Origin of the sequence: Bradyrhizobium sp. CCBAU 45321, from assembly GCF_028128975.1 — a bacterium.
Classification (GTDB): Bacteria; Pseudomonadota; Alphaproteobacteria; order Rhizobiales; family Xanthobacteraceae; genus Bradyrhizobium; species Bradyrhizobium yuanmingense.
In genome coordinates this window covers 1-15,647 of record NZ_LFKZ01000098.1, presented here as the reverse complement: position 1 = coordinate 15,647, position 15,647 = coordinate 1, and the positions used below count along the sequence as shown (strand labels likewise).

The 15,647-nt window shown below is 63.8% G+C and carries 15 protein-coding genes and 1 pseudogene; 8 read left to right on the top strand and 8 right to left on the bottom strand.

Annotated features, from left to right (window positions below; genetic code table 11):
• Nucleotides 1-114: 114 nt before the first annotated feature.
• From ACM43_RS11180 to ACM43_RS11160, 5 genes and pseudogenes are all read right to left on the bottom strand, one after another.
• Nucleotides 115-321 (bottom strand): hypothetical protein, encoded by a 207-nt coding sequence (locus ACM43_RS11180; protein ID WP_271540075.1) that lies wholly within the window; start codon nt 319-321, stop codon nt 115-117.
• A gap of 140 nt (nt 322-461) precedes the next feature.
• Entirely contained in the window at nt 462-1,220 is a 759-nt protein-coding gene (locus tag ACM43_RS11175) for a Crp/Fnr family transcriptional regulator (protein ID WP_271540072.1), read from the bottom strand.
• A pseudogene (locus tag ACM43_RS11170) lies at nt 1,220-4,386 on the bottom strand (CheR family methyltransferase). The gene ACM43_RS11175 and the pseudogene ACM43_RS11170 overlap by 1 nt, the downstream one beginning before the upstream one ends.
• Nucleotides 4,387-4,584: 198 nt before the next feature.
• Nucleotides 4,585-4,860: a hypothetical protein gene (locus tag ACM43_RS11165; protein WP_271540070.1), complete on the bottom strand. Its 276-nt coding sequence runs from the start codon at nt 4,858-4,860 to the stop codon at nt 4,585-4,587.
• A gap of 10 nt (nt 4,861-4,870) precedes the next feature.
• The gene (locus tag ACM43_RS11160; protein WP_271540067.1) at nt 4,871-5,878 is read right to left on the bottom strand and encodes a chemotaxis protein CheB; all 1,008 of its coding nucleotides are present in this window, start codon (nt 5,876-5,878) and stop codon (nt 4,871-4,873) included.
• Nucleotides 5,879-5,970: 92 nt separating this feature from the next.
• Here ACM43_RS11160 and ACM43_RS11155 point away from each other — a divergent pair, with 92 nt between their 5' ends.
• Nucleotides 5,971-6,369: a response regulator gene (locus ACM43_RS11155; RefSeq protein WP_271540065.1), complete on the top strand. Its 399-nt coding sequence runs from the start codon at nt 5,971-5,973 to the stop codon at nt 6,367-6,369.
• 346 nt (nt 6,370-6,715) lie between these two features.
• Here the strand turns inward: ACM43_RS11155 and ACM43_RS11150 are convergent, their stop codons facing one another.
• Nucleotides 6,716-7,498, bottom strand: a complete 783-nt coding sequence (locus ACM43_RS11150) for an SDR family NAD(P)-dependent oxidoreductase (protein ID WP_271540064.1) — start codon at nt 7,496-7,498, stop codon at nt 6,716-6,718.
• A 166-nt stretch (nt 7,499-7,664) separates the two neighbouring features.
• On the opposite strand from ACM43_RS11150, the gene ACM43_RS11145 reads away from it, so the two are divergent.
• The 6 genes from ACM43_RS11145 to ACM43_RS11120 all read left to right on the top strand — a co-directional run bounded on the left by ACM43_RS11145 (nt 7,665) and on the right by ACM43_RS11120 (nt 13,422).
• Complete coding sequence (locus ACM43_RS11145) at nt 7,665-8,840, top strand: zinc-dependent alcohol dehydrogenase (RefSeq protein ID WP_271540062.1); 1,176 nt, start codon at nt 7,665-7,667, stop codon at nt 8,838-8,840.
• An 11-nt stretch (nt 8,841-8,851) separates the two neighbouring features.
• The gene (locus ACM43_RS11140) at nt 8,852-9,433 is read left to right on the top strand and encodes a hypothetical protein (protein ID WP_271540060.1); all 582 of its coding nucleotides are present in this window, start codon (nt 8,852-8,854) and stop codon (nt 9,431-9,433) included.
• Nucleotides 9,414-11,018, top strand: a complete 1,605-nt coding sequence (locus ACM43_RS11135; protein WP_271540058.1) for an alpha-amylase family glycosyl hydrolase — start codon at nt 9,414-9,416, stop codon at nt 11,016-11,018. The genes ACM43_RS11140 and ACM43_RS11135 overlap by 20 nt, the downstream gene beginning before the upstream one ends.
• Before the next feature lie 161 nt (nt 11,019-11,179).
• Nucleotides 11,180-11,359 carry a hypothetical protein gene (locus ACM43_RS11130; RefSeq protein WP_027575113.1) on the top strand — a complete coding sequence of 60 codons (180 nt, stop codon included), beginning with the start codon at nt 11,180-11,182 and terminating at the stop codon, nt 11,357-11,359.
• Nucleotides 11,356-12,510 (top strand): DUF305 domain-containing protein, encoded by a 1,155-nt coding sequence (locus tag ACM43_RS11125; protein ID WP_271540055.1) that lies wholly within the window; start codon nt 11,356-11,358, stop codon nt 12,508-12,510. The genes ACM43_RS11130 and ACM43_RS11125 overlap by 4 nt, the downstream gene beginning before the upstream one ends.
• A 129-nt stretch (nt 12,511-12,639) precedes the next feature.
• Nucleotides 12,640-13,422: a Crp/Fnr family transcriptional regulator gene (locus tag ACM43_RS11120; RefSeq protein WP_271540053.1), complete on the top strand. Its 783-nt coding sequence runs from the start codon at nt 12,640-12,642 to the stop codon at nt 13,420-13,422.
• 50 nt (nt 13,423-13,472) lie between these two features.
• Here the strand turns inward: ACM43_RS11120 and ACM43_RS11115 are convergent, their stop codons facing one another.
• Nucleotides 13,473-14,081, bottom strand: coding sequence for a cysteine hydrolase family protein (locus ACM43_RS11115; protein WP_157286682.1), 609 nt, complete (start codon nt 14,079-14,081; stop codon nt 13,473-13,475).
• Between the two features lie 393 nt (nt 14,082-14,474).
• Nucleotides 14,475-15,005, bottom strand: a complete 531-nt coding sequence (locus ACM43_RS11110) for a hypothetical protein (RefSeq protein ID WP_271540050.1) — start codon at nt 15,003-15,005, stop codon at nt 14,475-14,477.
• A gap of 430 nt (nt 15,006-15,435) precedes the next feature.
• Here ACM43_RS11110 and ACM43_RS11105 point away from each other — a divergent pair.
• Nucleotides 15,436-15,647: hypothetical protein (locus ACM43_RS11105; protein ID WP_271540049.1), on the top strand; the 212-nt coding region annotated here is incomplete at its 3' end.

Here is a 15,647-nt window from a genome sequence, read left to right as displayed (position 1 = left end):
ATGGTCCATGGTCGCATGGTAGCCACGTGTCCAAGCCGCGCATTTACCTAGGTTACTCAAAATGAGTAATTGCGCAGATGTGCACACTTTCATTAGGTCGAAAGTTGCGCGACCTCATGGATCGAAGATGGGTGCACGACCGCTCGCTGGGTCGTGCCTCGCCAAGGACTCGGCAAGCTGCTGTTCCATTTCATAGCGGGCCCACCGGAGCTGCCGCCTGACTTCGGCATTGATAGCCCGCAGGCGAATGCTCTCTTCGATGGCTCGATCGGCACGTGCCAGGAGTTGCCGAGTTTCCAGACCAAGATGATCACCATCCATGGCCGCGCTCCTCATCATGCAGGCGGGAGCGCGCGATCTCTCAGCCACCGGCGCCTACGGACAGGCCTTGGCCGGTGATACCGGTAGACTAGCTCAGGTAAGTCGCTGTTCCTAGTGTGCAGACGGCCGACGGCGGCTTTTCATCCGCGCTCTCGACCACCGCGATAGACTTGCAGATAACCCGGCGAGAACAGAGCCACATCTTTGAGCGCGTCGAGATTCTTGATGACCAGGGTACGGTCGCGCAGCACGATCAGTCCTGATGCGCGCAGTTCCTGAAGTGTGCGATTGAGATGGACCACCGAGAGGCCGGTGGCGTCGGCAAGATCCGTCTGCGTCACGGGCATTGCGCAGCTGTTGCCGTCGACCATGCCGACGGGACGCAACCGCTCGAAGATCTCGCAGAACAGATGCGCCACGCGCTCGAGCGCGACGCGACGGCCGAGATTGACGGCCCATTCGCGCTGAACCGCGTTGTTGACGAGCGTCTCGCAAAGGAATGCTTCGGCAAGCGAACGGTCGGCCGCCAGCAGGCTATCGAAGCGCGCGCGCTTGACCTCGGCGTAAACGACCGGGGTCAACGTACCGATGGTGTGATCCATGGTCGAGAGCAGGAATACATGAGCGTCGCAGCTTTCGCCGGGAAAGATGAAGTTAACGATCTGGCGCCGGCCATCCTCGAGCATCTTATAGCGGCAGAGCCAGCCCGACAGCACGATGCGGACACTGTCGACGGTGTCTCCCTCGGAGATCAGGTCCTCGTTTGCTCCAGCGTGCTGCACCCCTTCGAGCATCGCATATTCAAGTGACGCGCGAGCCTCCGACGAAAGCGGCCTCAGCGCATTCAACCGGCGAATGGCCGGGTCCAAAACGCTGCGGTCGGCGATCGACAAGGACATCACTCAGCCACAGGGGGAGTGTGGAAGGAGCCCTTGGTCACTGGGATCATGATCGTGCATTGCAGCCCCCCCGAATGGAAGGTCAGCGTGGTCTGGCCCTTCAGCTCGAACGCCAGTGTACGCTCGAGAAGCTCGGTTCCGAAACCTTTCCGCAGCGGCGGCGGCACCTGCGGCCCCCCACGCTCCCGCCATTCGACCGTCAATTGTGCGGGTTCCGTGCTTTCGTCGATGCGCCAGGACACGTCTATGCGGCCTGACGGCTGACTCAGCGCTCCGTATTTCAGCGCGTTGGTCGCGAGTTCGTGAATGGCTAGAGCGAACGTTTCGGCGGCCTTGGGCTGGAAGCGGACCTTCGGGCCCGAAACGCGCATCTGCTCGCCTTCGCGGGCGTTGTAGGCGAGCAGTTCCTCCACTACCAGGTATTCGAGATCGACACCGCCCTCGGGATCCCGCGTCACCAGTCCCTGGGTCCGGGCGAAGGCGTTGAGCCGTCCGTCCAGATGGGAGGCGTATTCCTCCACGGTGGTGCTCGTCTCCGCCGAACGGCGGGCGATCGAACGCACGACACCAAGCGTATTGCGGACGCGATGCTGCAATTCGGCCAGCAGCAGGCGCTGCCGCTCCTCGGCGCGGGTAATCTCCGTAACATCGATGAACGTGATGACGACGCCTGCGATGAAATTGTCGACGCTGCGGTACGGCAAGACGCGCGCGATATATCTCTTGCGGTCATCCGGCGCGGTCAGCTCGCGCTCGGCGCTGGCCAGGGTGCGCAGCACGCGGCGGACATCGTCGTAGAGCGCCTCGATCGGAACGCGCGCCTTGATGTGAGATATCGGGCGGCCAGCATCGGTTTCCACCAGGTGCAAGACTTGCGTGATAGCCGGGGTGAAAGTCATCACCCGTAAATCGTTGTCGAGAAACACGGTCGCGATCTGCGTGCTTTCGAGGAAATTCTTCAGATCGCTGGTGGCGCGCGTCAATTCCTGGACGCGGTGCGCCAGCTCGCCATTGACCGTCGTCAGCTCTTCGTTGACCGACTGCAACTCTTCGCGTGAAGTCTCGAGCTCCTCGTTGGCGGACTGAAGCTCTTCGTTGAGCGATTGGTATTCCTCGTTGGAGGATTTCAGCTCTTCGTTGGTACTTTCGAGCTCCTCGATGGTCGCCTGGAGGCGCTCACGTGTTGCGCGCAGCTCGCTTTCGAGGCGCTCGACATGCTCGGTGCGAATGAGGGCGTTGGACTTGCCCTGGTCGTCCCTGATCGGTTGGGCCGGTCCGTCCTTGAACAAAACGACGAAGTTCCGGTGACCGCCGGCGTCGTCCTGAATGGGCTCCACCGTGATGCTCACAAGGATGCGGTGCCCGTTCACGCCGAGGTGCACCTGCTCGGCATTGACAGGCTCGTTGGTTTCCGCCGCGCGGCCGAGCGCGGTCCGCAGCTCGAGGCGGAGATCGCGATGCACGAGCTGAAGCAGATCGAGCCTAGCGGCGCCGGCGGTTGGCTCGATGTACCGACCGGTACGTCCCGAAAAGTGCAAGATCTGGAAACTCTCGTCGGTGATGACGTAAGCCGGGGCATATCGGTCCGCGATCCGTTGCGCGCGCCGCTCCAGGCCGACGTCAGGGCTGAGCGAGCGCACCGGCGGCACGTCGACCGTCGCCCTGCTCGCAGCGGTCGTGATCGGAAACTCGGGAGGCAGCCGCGTTCCGGTATCGAGTTTCCTGAAGATGCGCGCACGGCGGTCGATTGGCACGAACAGCTTTGGATGCCGCGTCACATTCTCCGAATTTCCGAGGAACAGATAGCGGTCGGGCAACAGCGCGAAGTGAAACAGCGGAATGACGCGGTTCTGAAGCTCCGCGTTGAGATAGATCAGCAGATTGCGGCACGAAACCAGGTCCAGCCTGGAGAACGGCGCGTCCTTGATGACGTTGTGCTGGGAGAAGATGCACATCTCGCGCAGCTCCTTGACCACGCAATAGGTGTCCCCCTCCCGCACGAACCAGCGCGCCAGGCGCTCGCTCGTCATGTCGGCCTCGATGGAGGTGCGGTAGCGGCCGACGCGTGCGGCGGCGAGCGCCCGACCGTCGATATCTGTGGCGAAGATCTGCACCTGCGGCGTGGAGTCCATCCGTGCCATGTGCTCGCGCAGCAGGATGGCGATCGAATAGGCCTCCTCGCCGGTGGCGCAACCGAGCACCCAGACGCGAACCTGCTGAGCGGCATCCCTGCCCTCGAAGATCTTTGGAATGATCTGGGTCTCCAGAACCTCGAATTCGCGCTTGTCGCGGAAGAACTCGGTGACGCCGATCAGGAGATCATTGAAGAGGTGTTGCGCCTCATCCTTGTCGTTGCGCAGGAAATCCACGTAGGCGGGGATGTCCTCGATCTGGACGACCTGCATGCGCCTTTGCACCCGGCGCAGGAAGGTATTTTGCTTGTAGCCGTGAAAATCGTTGCCGGTCTTGTTACGCAGGATGTCGGCTATCCGCGAGAGCGTGTCGCAGCGGCGGCGAGCACCTCGTCGAACCCCTGCTTTTCCTCCAGACGACGCAGATGGCGAGCATAGACATGGATGTGCTCGGGAATCTCCTCGGCCGGCAACACATAGTCGGCGATCGCCGCCGCCGTGTTGGCATCCTTGAGAGGGGCCGATTTCTCGCTGGCGACCCTTTCAGCGATGGCAAGACCGCCGTGATCTTTCAGCGTCGCAGTACCCAGCGTGCCGTCGCCGCCGGTCCCGCACAAAATCACACCGATGGATTTCTCGGCGTGCTCCTCCGCCAATGATACCAGGAAGCTGTCAATCGTGGCTCGCTCGCCCGGTGCCTGCTCGGCCTTGCGGATCGCGAAACGGCCGCCCTGGATCGTGGTAATCATCGCCGGCGGGCACAGATAGATGTTCCGGCCTTCGATCGGTTGGCCGTGGCCGGGGTCGGACAACCTGCCGCCGTTCGAGCCTTGCACGATCTGACGCAGCTGAGCCTCATCGAACGCCTCGTGGTGCTGAAGCGCCAGCACGATCGCCTGGTCGTCGCTCAAGGTCATCTTGGCAAAGAAACGCTCGATGCTCTCCAGAGCGGCCGGTGAGGCGCCGACGCCGATCACGAGCGGGGACTTGGTCTGGCGCTCTCCTTCCGCCGCTTGCTCGCCGACTTCAGTCATGGACCTGGTAGCTCTCTCTCACTGGCCGGCACCAACGGGCGCCCGATCCTTGCAGATAACAGAAATTAGCTCGATCCCAACAGTTGAAAGACAATAATGCCCATAGAGCTTCCTTCGATCTTTCGCGTGTCTCAGCCCGGGGGAGCCGCGCGGCATCTCGGCCAGCTAGGCGACGAGCGGCTTTGAACGCGGGGACCATCAACCAGCTTCGGGCTGTACTGCAGCCACCTGCCGTTGCAGATACGCGATGCGCTGCGCGATCAGAACGCGGTGGCGCTCCCACTCGGCGAGGTTCTGCTTGAACACGTCGACCAGCCGTTCCGCCTCGCGGGTATCATGACCGCCGGCGCGAAGGTCGCGCACACGATCCTCCTGCTTGCGGATGCGCTGCGAGCCCTCTTCGATGTCCCGGTCGGCCTTGACCAAAAGGTGCTGCTCGACACCGAGCTGTTGGGCTTGTTCGGAGATGGCCATGGCAGTCCCCTCACGTCTCCCGCTTGCGGCTGGGAGCATCGAGCGATTGTAGCACCACCCGCCGGATCATATCGGCATATTCGCGATATTCGGCCGCCCTCGCCTGGTACATCTCGGCGACCGCGGACCGGCCGCTGCGCCGGCCATCGGCAGCCATGCGCTGGACCAGCTCTGCCCGTTCCTCGATGATGCGCAAGGCGACACGCAAGGCCTCGTCGACGCGTCCCTCCTGCTCCTTGGCGAGCGTATCGACCGTGAATCCATGGCCAACCTGGCAACGGAAGCGCATCGGACGCGACTCCTTCACCTCGGACAGAACGCCCCCGCACGCCGGACAGGTCAGCGCGACAGGATCGGCAAATGCGAGCAGCTTGTCGCTGCCAATCCGGTCGCCGGCCGCAATCTCGACCTCCAGCCTGATCTCCGGGGGGATCGGCAGCGGCGCTCCGGCCTGCTCCCGGGCGAGCTCGGACAGGACGTCACCCATACTGGCGCCGGGAACGCAGAGGTCGACGGTGGTCTCCTCCATCGCGCGCCGCGGCATCTCGTCGGAGACGGCATCCGTGGGGTCCTGGACCACCGCCATCCCGCCGCAGCGTTTGATGGCGTTGAGACCCGCCGCGCCGTCGGACAACAGGCCGCTCAGGAGCACGCCAATCACCCGCGGCCCGTAAGCGATGGCTGCGGAACGAAATAGGGCGTCGATGGCCGGCCGCACCAGGTTCTCGCGCGGACCGCGCCCGAGCAACACCCGATCCCTGGACAGCAGCAAATGGTGGTCCGGCGCGGCTAAATAGATCTGCCCCGGCTCGATCTCCATGCCGTTTTCGGCCTGGCGGACCGGAAGCGGGCCGGCGCTCCTGGCGACCGTTGACAGAATGCCGATGCCCTGCGCCGGAATGTGCAGAACGATGAAGACGGCTGCGGGCAAATCCGGCGGCAAGCGGCTCAGGATCTGCTTTAGTGGCTGGGTCGCTCCTGCCGAGCCGCCGATCACGATGATGTCGCGGTTGCTCATGGAACCTGTTTTCGACTTGATCGTTTCGGATCAAGGCGGGGCCCCGTTTTATGTTCCTACGGGGCCGAACCGAAGGCTGAGGCATCATAACGATGTTGCGCACAACATCCGGTCAGCCTGCGCCTTTCACCGGGCGCAGGGTTCTCGTGGTCGAGGACGAGTATTTCCTCGCCGACGACATCAGCGAGGCATTCGAGGCGCTGGGTGCCGAGGTGGCAGGTCCTGCCGGGCACATCGAGGATGCATTCAAGCTCCTGCGTGACGGCAGCACGCTGGATGCGGCGGTCCTGGACGTGAACATTCACAGCGAGAGGATCTTTCCGGTCGCTCGCGAACTGAGGGCGCGCAACGTGCCGTTCGTGTTCACCACGGGTTACGAAAGGGTCACCGTCGGACCGGAATTTCAGGATGTACCGCTTTTTGAAAAACCGATCGATCTTGCCAAGATGGCGCGTCAGCTCGCGGCGCTGCTCGTCGAGCCTGGAAGCTGACGACCGATCGACGACGATCAGAACAGATGCGCGAATGCGAGCCAGGCGGTCACCGCCAGGCAAAGGATGACTGCCGCATAGGGCAGAGCGATCCGCAAGGCTGCCTCCTGCCCCATCAGCTCAGCATCATCCAGATGATCGCGGCCATCATCACCAGGAAACCTGTAATAGCGGTCGCCACAAAGGCTATTTCAACGCGGTCCATCGCCATTACAGCCCCGTCCTGACGGATGCAATCTGGCCTGACGGCGAACTCAGCGCATTAGGCTATGTGAATCAGCCGCCGCGCCTTGTCCAGCGTTTCGTTGGGCGGCTGTTGGTCGCGGGGCTTGCGGCGAACTTCAGCTCACGACCTTGCCGTACCCGGCTCGGCCATCTTGCGATGCTGCTTGGCCAGCATCTCGTTCGGCGTGACATTGGCGACCGTGGTCTGGATCTTGTTCTTCAGCCCGGTGACGATGTCGGCCTCCCCGCGCAGCATGGCGTCGAAGCCGGCCTTGGCGACGTCGTAGGCGCCGTCCTTCTTCTCGGTGCCGACCTTGGTGTCCATCATGTCGGCGCGGCGGAAGAACTCGGTCTCGGTCGCACCCGGCATCAGGCATGTCACCGTGACGCCGCTATCGCGCAGCTCCTCGCGCAGCGCAAACGAAAATGAATCGAGGAACGCCTTGCTGGCGTTGTAGGCGGCCTGGAAACTGCCGGGCATGAAGCCGGCGATCGAGCCGGTGATCAGGATGCGGCCGGCATTGCGGCGGAGCATCTCGTTGCCGACGCGGTGGATCAGGTACAGCGTGCCGGTGATGTTGGTGTCGATGAGGTGTTTCACCCTGGCAAAGTCCTGGTCGAGGAAAGCCTTGCCGAGGCCGATTCCGGCATTGGCCAGCAGCGCTTTGATCGGGCGCTCACCGACCGCAGCGCACAGCTTGTCGACGCCTTCCGTAGTGGAAAGATCGGTCTCGACCGGCTCGACGCTGCCGCCAAGCCGGCGCAGATCGACAGCCACCCGTTCGATCTGCGGCTCGTCCGCCGCGATGACGAGGTTGAACCCGGCCTGCGCGCAGCACCTTGCGAGTTCCAGACCGATACCGGTTGAGGCGCCTGTGACGACGGCGAGTTGATTGGCGGGCATGCGGCAAATCCTTGTGATTGAGCCCTTTGGAATGAGGTGATCACGCTCAATCGCTGCCCTGCTCTCTCGTTCCTATTTGCGCAGTGCGAAGAATTTGCACGCGGCGATAGCAACCATCGTTCGTGCCTGGACTTAGATGGCACGTGGCTCAACCGGGAGGACGACGATGAAGGCGCTGGTCTGGCACGGCAAGGAGGACATCCGGTGCGACACCGTCACCGATCCGGAGATCCAGGATCCGCGTGATGCCATCATCAAGGTGACGAGCTGCGCCATCTGCGGCTCAGACCTGCACCTCTTTCACAATTTCATTCCAGGCATGTTGCCCGGCGACATCATGGGCCACGAGACCATGGGCGAAGTGGTCGAGGTCGGCTCGGGCGTCAACGGCAAACTGAAAAAGGGCGACCGCGTCGTCGTGCCGTTCACGATCATTTGCGGTGAATGCGACCAGTGCAAGCGCGGCAATTTCTCTGTTTGTGAGACCACCAACCGCAAGCGTCATCTGGCCGACAAGGTGTTCGGGCATACGACGGCAGGCCTGTTCGGCTACACCCATCTGACCGGCGGCTATCCCGGCGGCCAGGCCGAATATCTCCGCGTGCCCTTTGCCGACGCCACCCACATCAAGGTGCCCCCGGGCATTCCCGACGAGCAATTGCTTTTCCTCAGCGACATCTTCCCGACCGGCTGGCAGGCCGCCGTGCAATGTGACATCGAGCCGACCGACACTGTCGCGATCTGGGGCTGCGGTCCGGTCGGGCAGATGGCGATCCGCAGCGCCATCCTGCTCGGCGCCAACCAGGTGATCGCGATCGATTGCCTGCCGGAGCGGCTCAGCATGGCCGAGGCCGGCGGCGCCACCACGATCAATTTCGAGACCGAGAGCGTGGTGCAACGGCTTCAGGAGCTGACCGACGGCAAGGGCCCGGAAAAATGCATCGATTGCGTCGGCATGGAATCGCATGTGATGCCGTCGCTGCCCGACACCCTGCTCGACCGTGCCAAGCAGATGGTGATGGCCGAGAGCGACCGGCCCCACGTGCTGCGCGAGATGATCTATGTCTGCCGTCCCGGCGGCATCATCTCGGTGGCAGGCGTCTACAGCGGCCTGTCCGACATGCTCCCGATGGGCGCCTTCATGAACAAGGGCCTGACGATGCGGACCGGCCAGACCCACGTCAACCGCTGGACCGACGACCTTCTCCGCCGCATCGAAGAGGGCGAGATCGATCCGTCCTTCGTCATCACCCACACCGTCCCGCTCACCCAGGGACCGGAGATGTACCAGGTGTTTCGCGACAAACGCGATTCCTGCGTCAAGGTCGTGCTGAAGCCCTGAAGGAGCAAGCCATGTTTCATTTCTCCAACATCGTGCGCACCAAGGGCGACCCCAAGATCGTCGAGGGCGGACCGAGCCTGAAGCGGCCTGCGGACCAGCTCGCGCGCGCGCTCGGCTGGTTCAGCATCGGTCTTGGCGTGGTCGAATTGCTCGCGCCGAGGCGCGTCACGCATACGCTGGGCATGGAAGGCCATGAGACGCTGGTCCGCGCCTTCGGCCTGCGGGAGATCATGGCCGGGATCATGACGCTGTCGGTCGAGAAGAATGCCGGCCTGTGGGCCCGCGTCGGCGGCGACGGCCTCGATGCCGCCGCGCTGCTGTCCGGGCTGACGGCGGACAATCCCAAGAAGGGCAACATCGCGCTGGCATTGCTGATGGTCGGCGGCATCGCCGTGCTCGACTACCGCGCCGCCCAGGACACCAAGCCGCGCCGCCCGCCGCGCGATGCACGGCGCAAGCTCTATCCGAACCGCAGCGGCTTTCCCAAGGGCATCGAGAGCGCCCGAACTGCGGCAAGGCAGATCGCGGCCCATGCCAAGACACATGCCGAGACAAACGAGGTGAAGCAAGGTGATGAGCGTCGAGTCCCGTGACGAAGCTGTGTGGTGGGAATCCGCCGTCATCTACGAGATCGCGCTGATCTCATTTCAGGACTCGAACGGCGACGGCAAGGGCGACCTTGCCGGATTGATGTCACGCATCGACTATTTGAAATGGCTCGGCGTCGACGCGGTGTGGCTGACGCCGATCTACAAAAGCCCCTTCCGCGACCTCGGTTACGACATCTCCGACTATTGTTCGATCGATCCCGCCTTCGGCAGCCTCGAGGAGTTCGATCGCGTGCTCGAAGCGCTGCACGCTGCGGGCATCCGGCTTATCCTCGACCTCGTCCCCAATCACACCGCGAACGATCATGCATGGTTCGTCGAGAGCGCAAGCTCGCGCAACAGCGCGAAAGCCGATTGGTACGTCTGGGCTGATCCGGCCGAGAACGGCGGGCCGCCCAACAACTGGCTGAGCCGGTTCGGCGGCAGCGGCTGGGAATGGTGCGAGGCGCGCCGGCAATATTACTATCATTCCTTTCTGGTGGAGCAGCCCGACCTCAACTGGCGCAACCCGCAAGTGCGCGCCGCGGTCGCCGATTCCATGCGGTTCTGGCTCGACCGCGGGGTCGACGGCTTTCGCGTCGACGCCAGTGCGGTCCTGATCAAGGACCGGCTCTTGCGCGACAATCCGTCGAACCCCAACGCAGAGGGCAAGCCGCCGCCGCAGCGGCACACACCCGTGTTCACCGATGACCGGCCCGAGACGATGGATTGCATCGAGTTCATCCGTGAGGTGATCGACGCCTATCCTGGAAGGATGTTGTGCGGCGAGGTCCAGGGTAAGACCGATCGCATCGGCCACTTCTACGGCAATGACCGGCCGCGCCTGCATCTGCCGCTCAACTTCGCCCTGCTCGATTCCAAATGGGACGCCCTCTCGCTGCAGGCCACGATCGACGCCTATTTCAACGCCATCCCCGACGATGGCTGGCCGGTTTGGGTCATCGGCGGCCATGATAAGCAACGGATCGCGAGCAAGATCGGCGAGGCGCAGATGCGCGTGCTGGCGATGCTGCTGATGACGCTGCGGGGAACGCCGTTCTTCTTCATGGGCGACGAGATCGGCCGCAAGCGTGTGCCGATCCCGCCTGGCCGCGTCCGCGATCCCTTCGAGAAGCTCGTGCCCGGCTACGGCCTGTGCCGCGATCCCGAACGCGCACCGATGCGGTGGGATGACAGCCCCGACGGCGGCTTCACGGCGGGCCACCCATGGCTGCCGCTCGAGCCGCCCGATGGTGCGGCCAATGTCGCCGCACAGCAGCGCGGCGAACGCTCGATCCTCGCTCTGTTTCGTGCGCTGATGACGCTGCGGCGCGAGCATGCCGGCCTGCAACGGGGCGGCTACGAACCGTTGCGGTCGCAGAACGATGTCCTGGCGTACAAGCGGAAGGATGGCCGTAACGAAATCCTGGTCGCGCTCAATCTCGCGGCCGAACCGCGGAAATTCCATTGGCAAGGTCGCGGCCGTCTTTTGATGTCGACGCATTTGGATCGGCCTCCCGAGCCGGTGCCGGATGCGTCCATCCTGCTCCGGGGCAACGAAGGCGTGATCATCGCGCTCGAGCCTCGGTGACGTCAGGAGGAACCATCCGCGTCGCGAAGAGTCTGAACAACGCTTCCGGCGTCTCCCCCCGCCGCCGGAAGCAATTTGCAAGACCGCAGCCCCGGCGCCCACGCCCCTTCAGGCGCCGGGGTAGCGGCGTGAGCCACGGCAGGACATATCGGAGGCAGCTCATGGGCAAGACCAAAGGTCTGCAGCAGCGGATCGCCGGCAAGACCAAGCAGGCCGTCGGCGAGATCATCGGCGACCAGGATCTGCACGATGACGGCAAGGCGCAGGCCGAGCGCGGGCGCGACGAACAGGACAAGCCGAGCGAACTCAATCCGCTGAAGAAGCTCAAGCAGCTGACGTGAACGCGGAGCCGCGACCAGCACTCACGAGTGAGGCGCGGCGCACCACTGGCGAGCGGCGGCGTTCGCGCTGGATTGCCGCGGCCGCACTCGGCCTGATCAGCAGCACTTTTTCGACCATCGTCAGCCAGCTCTTCGCTGCCCGCATCGGCCGCGATGCGGCGGTCGACTGGATGACCGTCGCCGCAATTCCTGCGCGCGACTGGGCGATCAGCTCCGAGCCATCCTGGAGCGCGATCCTGGCCGGGATCGCCTTTCACCAATGGGCCGATTTTTCCTGGGCGTTGGTTTTCTTCGGCGTGCTCGGACGCTGGACGGCCGACTTGCGGCCGATGACGATCCTGCTGCTGGCGCTGCCTTGGGCCGTGTTCTCCTCGGGCATGGAATGGTTCGTGCTGGTGCCGCTGTTTCCATTCTGGCAACCGCTGTTCACGCTGCAACAACCCTACTGGATCGGGCTGCTGGTCCACGGCTCCTCGGCCGTGATGTATCCCCTGTTCGCGCGCCTGCGCTGGCGACGCGGGCTTGCGCCGGCGCGCGACGTGCGCTTCACCAACATGTGGACGACCGGCGCGTTGGCCGTGATTGCGCTACTTGGGGCGGTCGCATTGTTCGGCGGTCATGGCTACGAGCTGCCGTGGATGGGCCGCGACAGGGATCAAGACCAGGCCTACATCCGTCACATGACAACGCATCATGCCCAGGGCATCGAGCTGGCGCGGACGGCTGCCGAGCGCGCGCAGGATCCGCATCTGCGCAAGCTCGCAATGCTGATGGTCGCGAGCCAGACCGGAGAGAACCGGATCTTCGAGAATTGGTGGCTGAGCTGGTTCGACACGGAGATGCCCGATTGCAGCACCGAGGAGCGGGCGGCGATGCCGGGCTTCCTGACGCCGGCCGAGATGCGCCAGGTCAAGACCGCGCCACCGGACCAGTTCGACATGCTGTTCGTCGAGGCGATGAGTCGGCATCACCGCGGTGCGGTCAGGATGGCCGACCAGATGTGGCACAGCCGCGGCGACCCTCGGCTGCGCATCATGGCGCACGCCATCCGCCACGAGCAGCAGGGCGAGATCGCGCTGATGCACGGCACGCGCGGCCTCGCCGCCGTGACCACAGGCGTCCGCAACATGCTCGGCGACAACGTCAATTGAACGTGAGGATCTTGTATCGGCAAGCGGCCTGCTGCCTCGCCGATACTCCAGACGAACCTATCAAACGTTAATGCTTTCCGCCGTCGTTATAGGCCACACTTGGAGCCGATGGGGGCCGTCGGAGATCAAATGCAGGCAGGATTTGCTTTCTCGAGGCTGGCCGACCGCCTGACGAGCCTCGTCGAACTGACCCCGGAACATCTCGATCTGCTGGCGGACATGCCGAGCAGCATCGCGCATTTCGGCGGGCATCAGACCATCCTGCGGCACGGCGATGAGGCAACGCAATGCTGCCTGGTGCTCCAGGGATATCTGTCCTGGCAGAATGACGAAAGCGCAGATGGCCAGATCACCGCGATCTGCGTGCCCGGCGACATCGCCAACCTGCAAAGCCTGTATCGCCCACGCATCGAGGGCAATCTGACCGCGCTCGGCTCCGCAATCGTCGCGCTCGTACCGCACCGCTTCTTTCGCGAGCTCGCGGCGCGTTCTCCGGCGATGTCGCACGCCCTGCTGTTGATGCTGCTTGCCGATCACGCCATTCAGCGCAACTGGACGGTCAATCTCGGCAGCCGGGACGCGTTGACGCGCGTGGCGCATCTGCTCTGCGAGATCACGGTGCGGCTGCAAACCGTCGGGCTTGCCCGGGATTTCAGGTTGTCCTCGCCCTTCACCCAGTCCGACCTCGCCGCAGCCTGCAGCATCTCCCCGGTCCATGCCAACCGCACCATCCAGGAGCTGCGCCGCTGCCATCTGCTGCAATGGCAGGGCAAGACCTTGACCATCGCGGACTGGCCGGGGCTGGTCCGGCTCGCCGGCTTCGACCCAACCTACCTGAGCATGCGGTCCGGCGCGGACGATGCTCGGCCGCCGCATGCGAGACCGGTGGCGGCAGACGTCGCGGTTGCTTGATCCGCCTCGTGGGACGCGAGGACCTTGCGCGGCTCAATGACGTCGGGAGCCTACTCCCGCCAGACCTCGGCCAGCTCTTCTGCTGTCACCAGGTCGACCTGGCCGTGGAAGCGGGTGCGGTACATCGTCATGAGCGCATCGTGGCCGACGTCGGACGAGCTGCACAGCGCGTCCTCGATGATGACGATCCTGAAGCCGAGATCGACGGCGCTCAGGACCGTCGAGAGCACGCAGACGTCCGTCTCCGCGCCCGATATCACGACGGTGCCGACGTTCTTCTCGACCAGCAGACTCGCAAGACCGGGATTGCTGAACGCGGAATAGGCCGGCTTGTCGATCATTGCCGCCGGCGGAACGAAACGTGCCAAGGCCGGCACGAGCTCCAGAGCCGATGACGGCAGATGCCTGCGCGTCGCCTGGCGCCAGCGGCGGAAATAACTCTGCCACTGCCCCGGGCGATCCTCGGGATTCTGCGGGGTGATGAAGCGTGTGAAGATCGTTCTCTCCGCATGGCGCGCAACGACCGAGACGATCGTCGGCAGCACCCGCTCCATCCAGGGCGTCGCCCAAAGGCCATCGGGGGCGAAAATGTTCTGCATGTCGATGCACAAGTGAACGGCGCCGCGGATCTCGGCAACATCGGCCATAGCGTCCCTCATCGTCCTCCACCTTCAAGCGCATTCGGCGACCAGTTGCGAATGCGGCGCGAGGGCTTTGGTTCCGAATCGCGGCGTGCAGCGCGAACCCCGCCCAGAAAAGCTACAAAATGAAGGTGGTGCGCTCGGAGGGCGGTCGCATTTTCTGTGATTTCAATGAGTTATCGAGGACTATCAATGCATAAGGGGCATTTCAAGTCTAAGAATATCTTTCAGGAAGGCCACCCAAGGCGCGTCTTGTCGGGTGGCGTTTTTCGAGAGATCGCGCTGTCCCACGGCACGGTTTGGTCCCACGGCCGGCCACTCAAGGATCCAGGCCGCATATCAACCGACCAGTATACGGAGCAAGCTGTTCAACATCGGCCCTGCGTCCTGCTCGCGAGACAATGCAACATTTCAAATCAGCAGGTCATGATGCGCAGCTACAGGGGCGTGATGGGGACCGTTATTGCCATGGTTGGCCGCGGGATCATCCAGTCCGTTGGGCAGGATTTTGACGAGGATATCGAGGTTGGCCGCCTGACCGGGCTTGGCGCGTGGATCGAGCGGAATGTGGACCTCTCTAGGTTCAATCGTGACGATGGGAGTGAAAGGAGTTGCGTCGCTGTCGAAGCGGAACACCCGCTCTCGATCGGCGCCGCCGGCCTCGAACGCAGCTTTAGCCGGCTGTGCGGCCTCCGATGCGATTCCAGCAGGTTGCGCAGCGTGCTGCGAGTTTCCGTTCCCTGCACTATCGCCTTTTGTGGCGCTCGATTCGGCAATCTCGGCTGCTGCTGATGCCTTTGCGGAGGTCGAGTGTGACGAATGTGAATTGTATCCTGAATTACTGTGCTGCAGGTCAGCCAATTTTGCCGTGGCCACTGCTGCCGACGCGCTTGCGTTCGATGCACGATGATTGCCGCCATCGCCGACACTCATCTCGGACATGACAGTTTCAGCCAACTCGGTGGTTGTCGCCTTTACATGCTCCGGCTCCGCGACGTCTTGCGTACTACCGCGATCCGCGCTACCGGCCGTTGCAACACTTTCGTCAGCCTTCGGGCCGTGAGCAGAGGTCGAGTGCCCCCATTTGTTGCTGTGCTCCAAGCCGCTGGGCTCTGCCATTTTCGTTGGCCCAGGCGCATCGGCCGGAGTCCAGGAATGATGCTCATTGTCATTGCCGAGGCCATTGCCCGGTGTCGCCTTTGCTTCGGCCGTCTCGGTGGCCGCTGCCGCCCCCCCCCCCCCCCCCCCCCCCCCCCCCCCCCCCCCCCCCCCCCCCCCCCCCCCCCCCCCCCCCCCCCCCCCCCCCCCCCCCCCCCCCCCCCCCCCCCCCCCCCCCCCCCCCCCCCCCCCCCCCCCCCCCCCGGCCTTCTCCGTGGCCGCCTTTGCCGACCCTCGCTCCGACGCGTGCGAGTTGCTGTCGTCCAGACCGCCTTGTTCGGTCGTCTTCGCTAACCCCGACGAATCGTCCGATGCCAGTGAATCATGCGCGTTGTCCTTGCCGGCGCGATTGCCCGGCATGGACTTCGCTTCAGCCGTCTCCGTGGCCGCCTTTGCCGACCCTCGCTCCGACGCGTGCGAGTTGCT

What these genes read in the sequence shown, in the direction of transcription:
- ACM43_RS11180 (WP_271540075.1), bottom strand. Translation starts at nt 321, where the DNA reads ATGGATGGTGATCATCTTGGTCTGGAAACTCGGCAACTCCTGGCACGT.
- ACM43_RS11175 (WP_271540072.1), bottom strand. Translation starts at nt 1,220, where the DNA reads ATGTCCTTGTCGATCGCCGACCGCAGCGTTTTGGACCCGGCCATTCGC.
- ACM43_RS11165 (WP_271540070.1), bottom strand. Translation starts at nt 4,860, where the DNA reads ATGGCCATCTCCGAACAAGCCCAACAGCTCGGTGTCGAGCAGCACCTT.
- ACM43_RS11160 (WP_271540067.1), bottom strand. Translation starts at nt 5,878, where the DNA reads ATGAGCAACCGCGACATCATCGTGATCGGCGGCTCGGCAGGAGCGACC.
- ACM43_RS11155 (WP_271540065.1), top strand. Translation starts at nt 5,971, where the DNA reads ATGTTGCGCACAACATCCGGTCAGCCTGCGCCTTTCACCGGGCGCAGG.
- ACM43_RS11150 (WP_271540064.1), bottom strand. Translation starts at nt 7,498, where the DNA reads ATGCCCGCCAATCAACTCGCCGTCGTCACAGGCGCCTCAACCGGTATC.
- ACM43_RS11145 (WP_271540062.1), top strand. Translation starts at nt 7,665, where the DNA reads ATGAAGGCGCTGGTCTGGCACGGCAAGGAGGACATCCGGTGCGACACC.
- ACM43_RS11140 (WP_271540060.1), top strand. Translation starts at nt 8,852, where the DNA reads ATGTTTCATTTCTCCAACATCGTGCGCACCAAGGGCGACCCCAAGATC.
- ACM43_RS11135 (WP_271540058.1), top strand. Translation starts at nt 9,414, where the DNA reads ATGAGCGTCGAGTCCCGTGACGAAGCTGTGTGGTGGGAATCCGCCGTC.
- ACM43_RS11130 (WP_027575113.1), top strand. Translation starts at nt 11,180, where the DNA reads ATGGGCAAGACCAAAGGTCTGCAGCAGCGGATCGCCGGCAAGACCAAG.
- ACM43_RS11120 (WP_271540053.1), top strand. Translation starts at nt 12,640, where the DNA reads ATGCAGGCAGGATTTGCTTTCTCGAGGCTGGCCGACCGCCTGACGAGC.
- ACM43_RS11115 (WP_157286682.1), bottom strand. Translation starts at nt 14,081, where the DNA reads ATGAGGGACGCTATGGCCGATGTTGCCGAGATCCGCGGCGCCGTTCAC.
- ACM43_RS11110 (WP_271540050.1), bottom strand. Translation starts at nt 15,005, where the DNA reads ATGTCCGAGATGAGTGTCGGCGATGGCGGCAATCATCGTGCATCGAAC.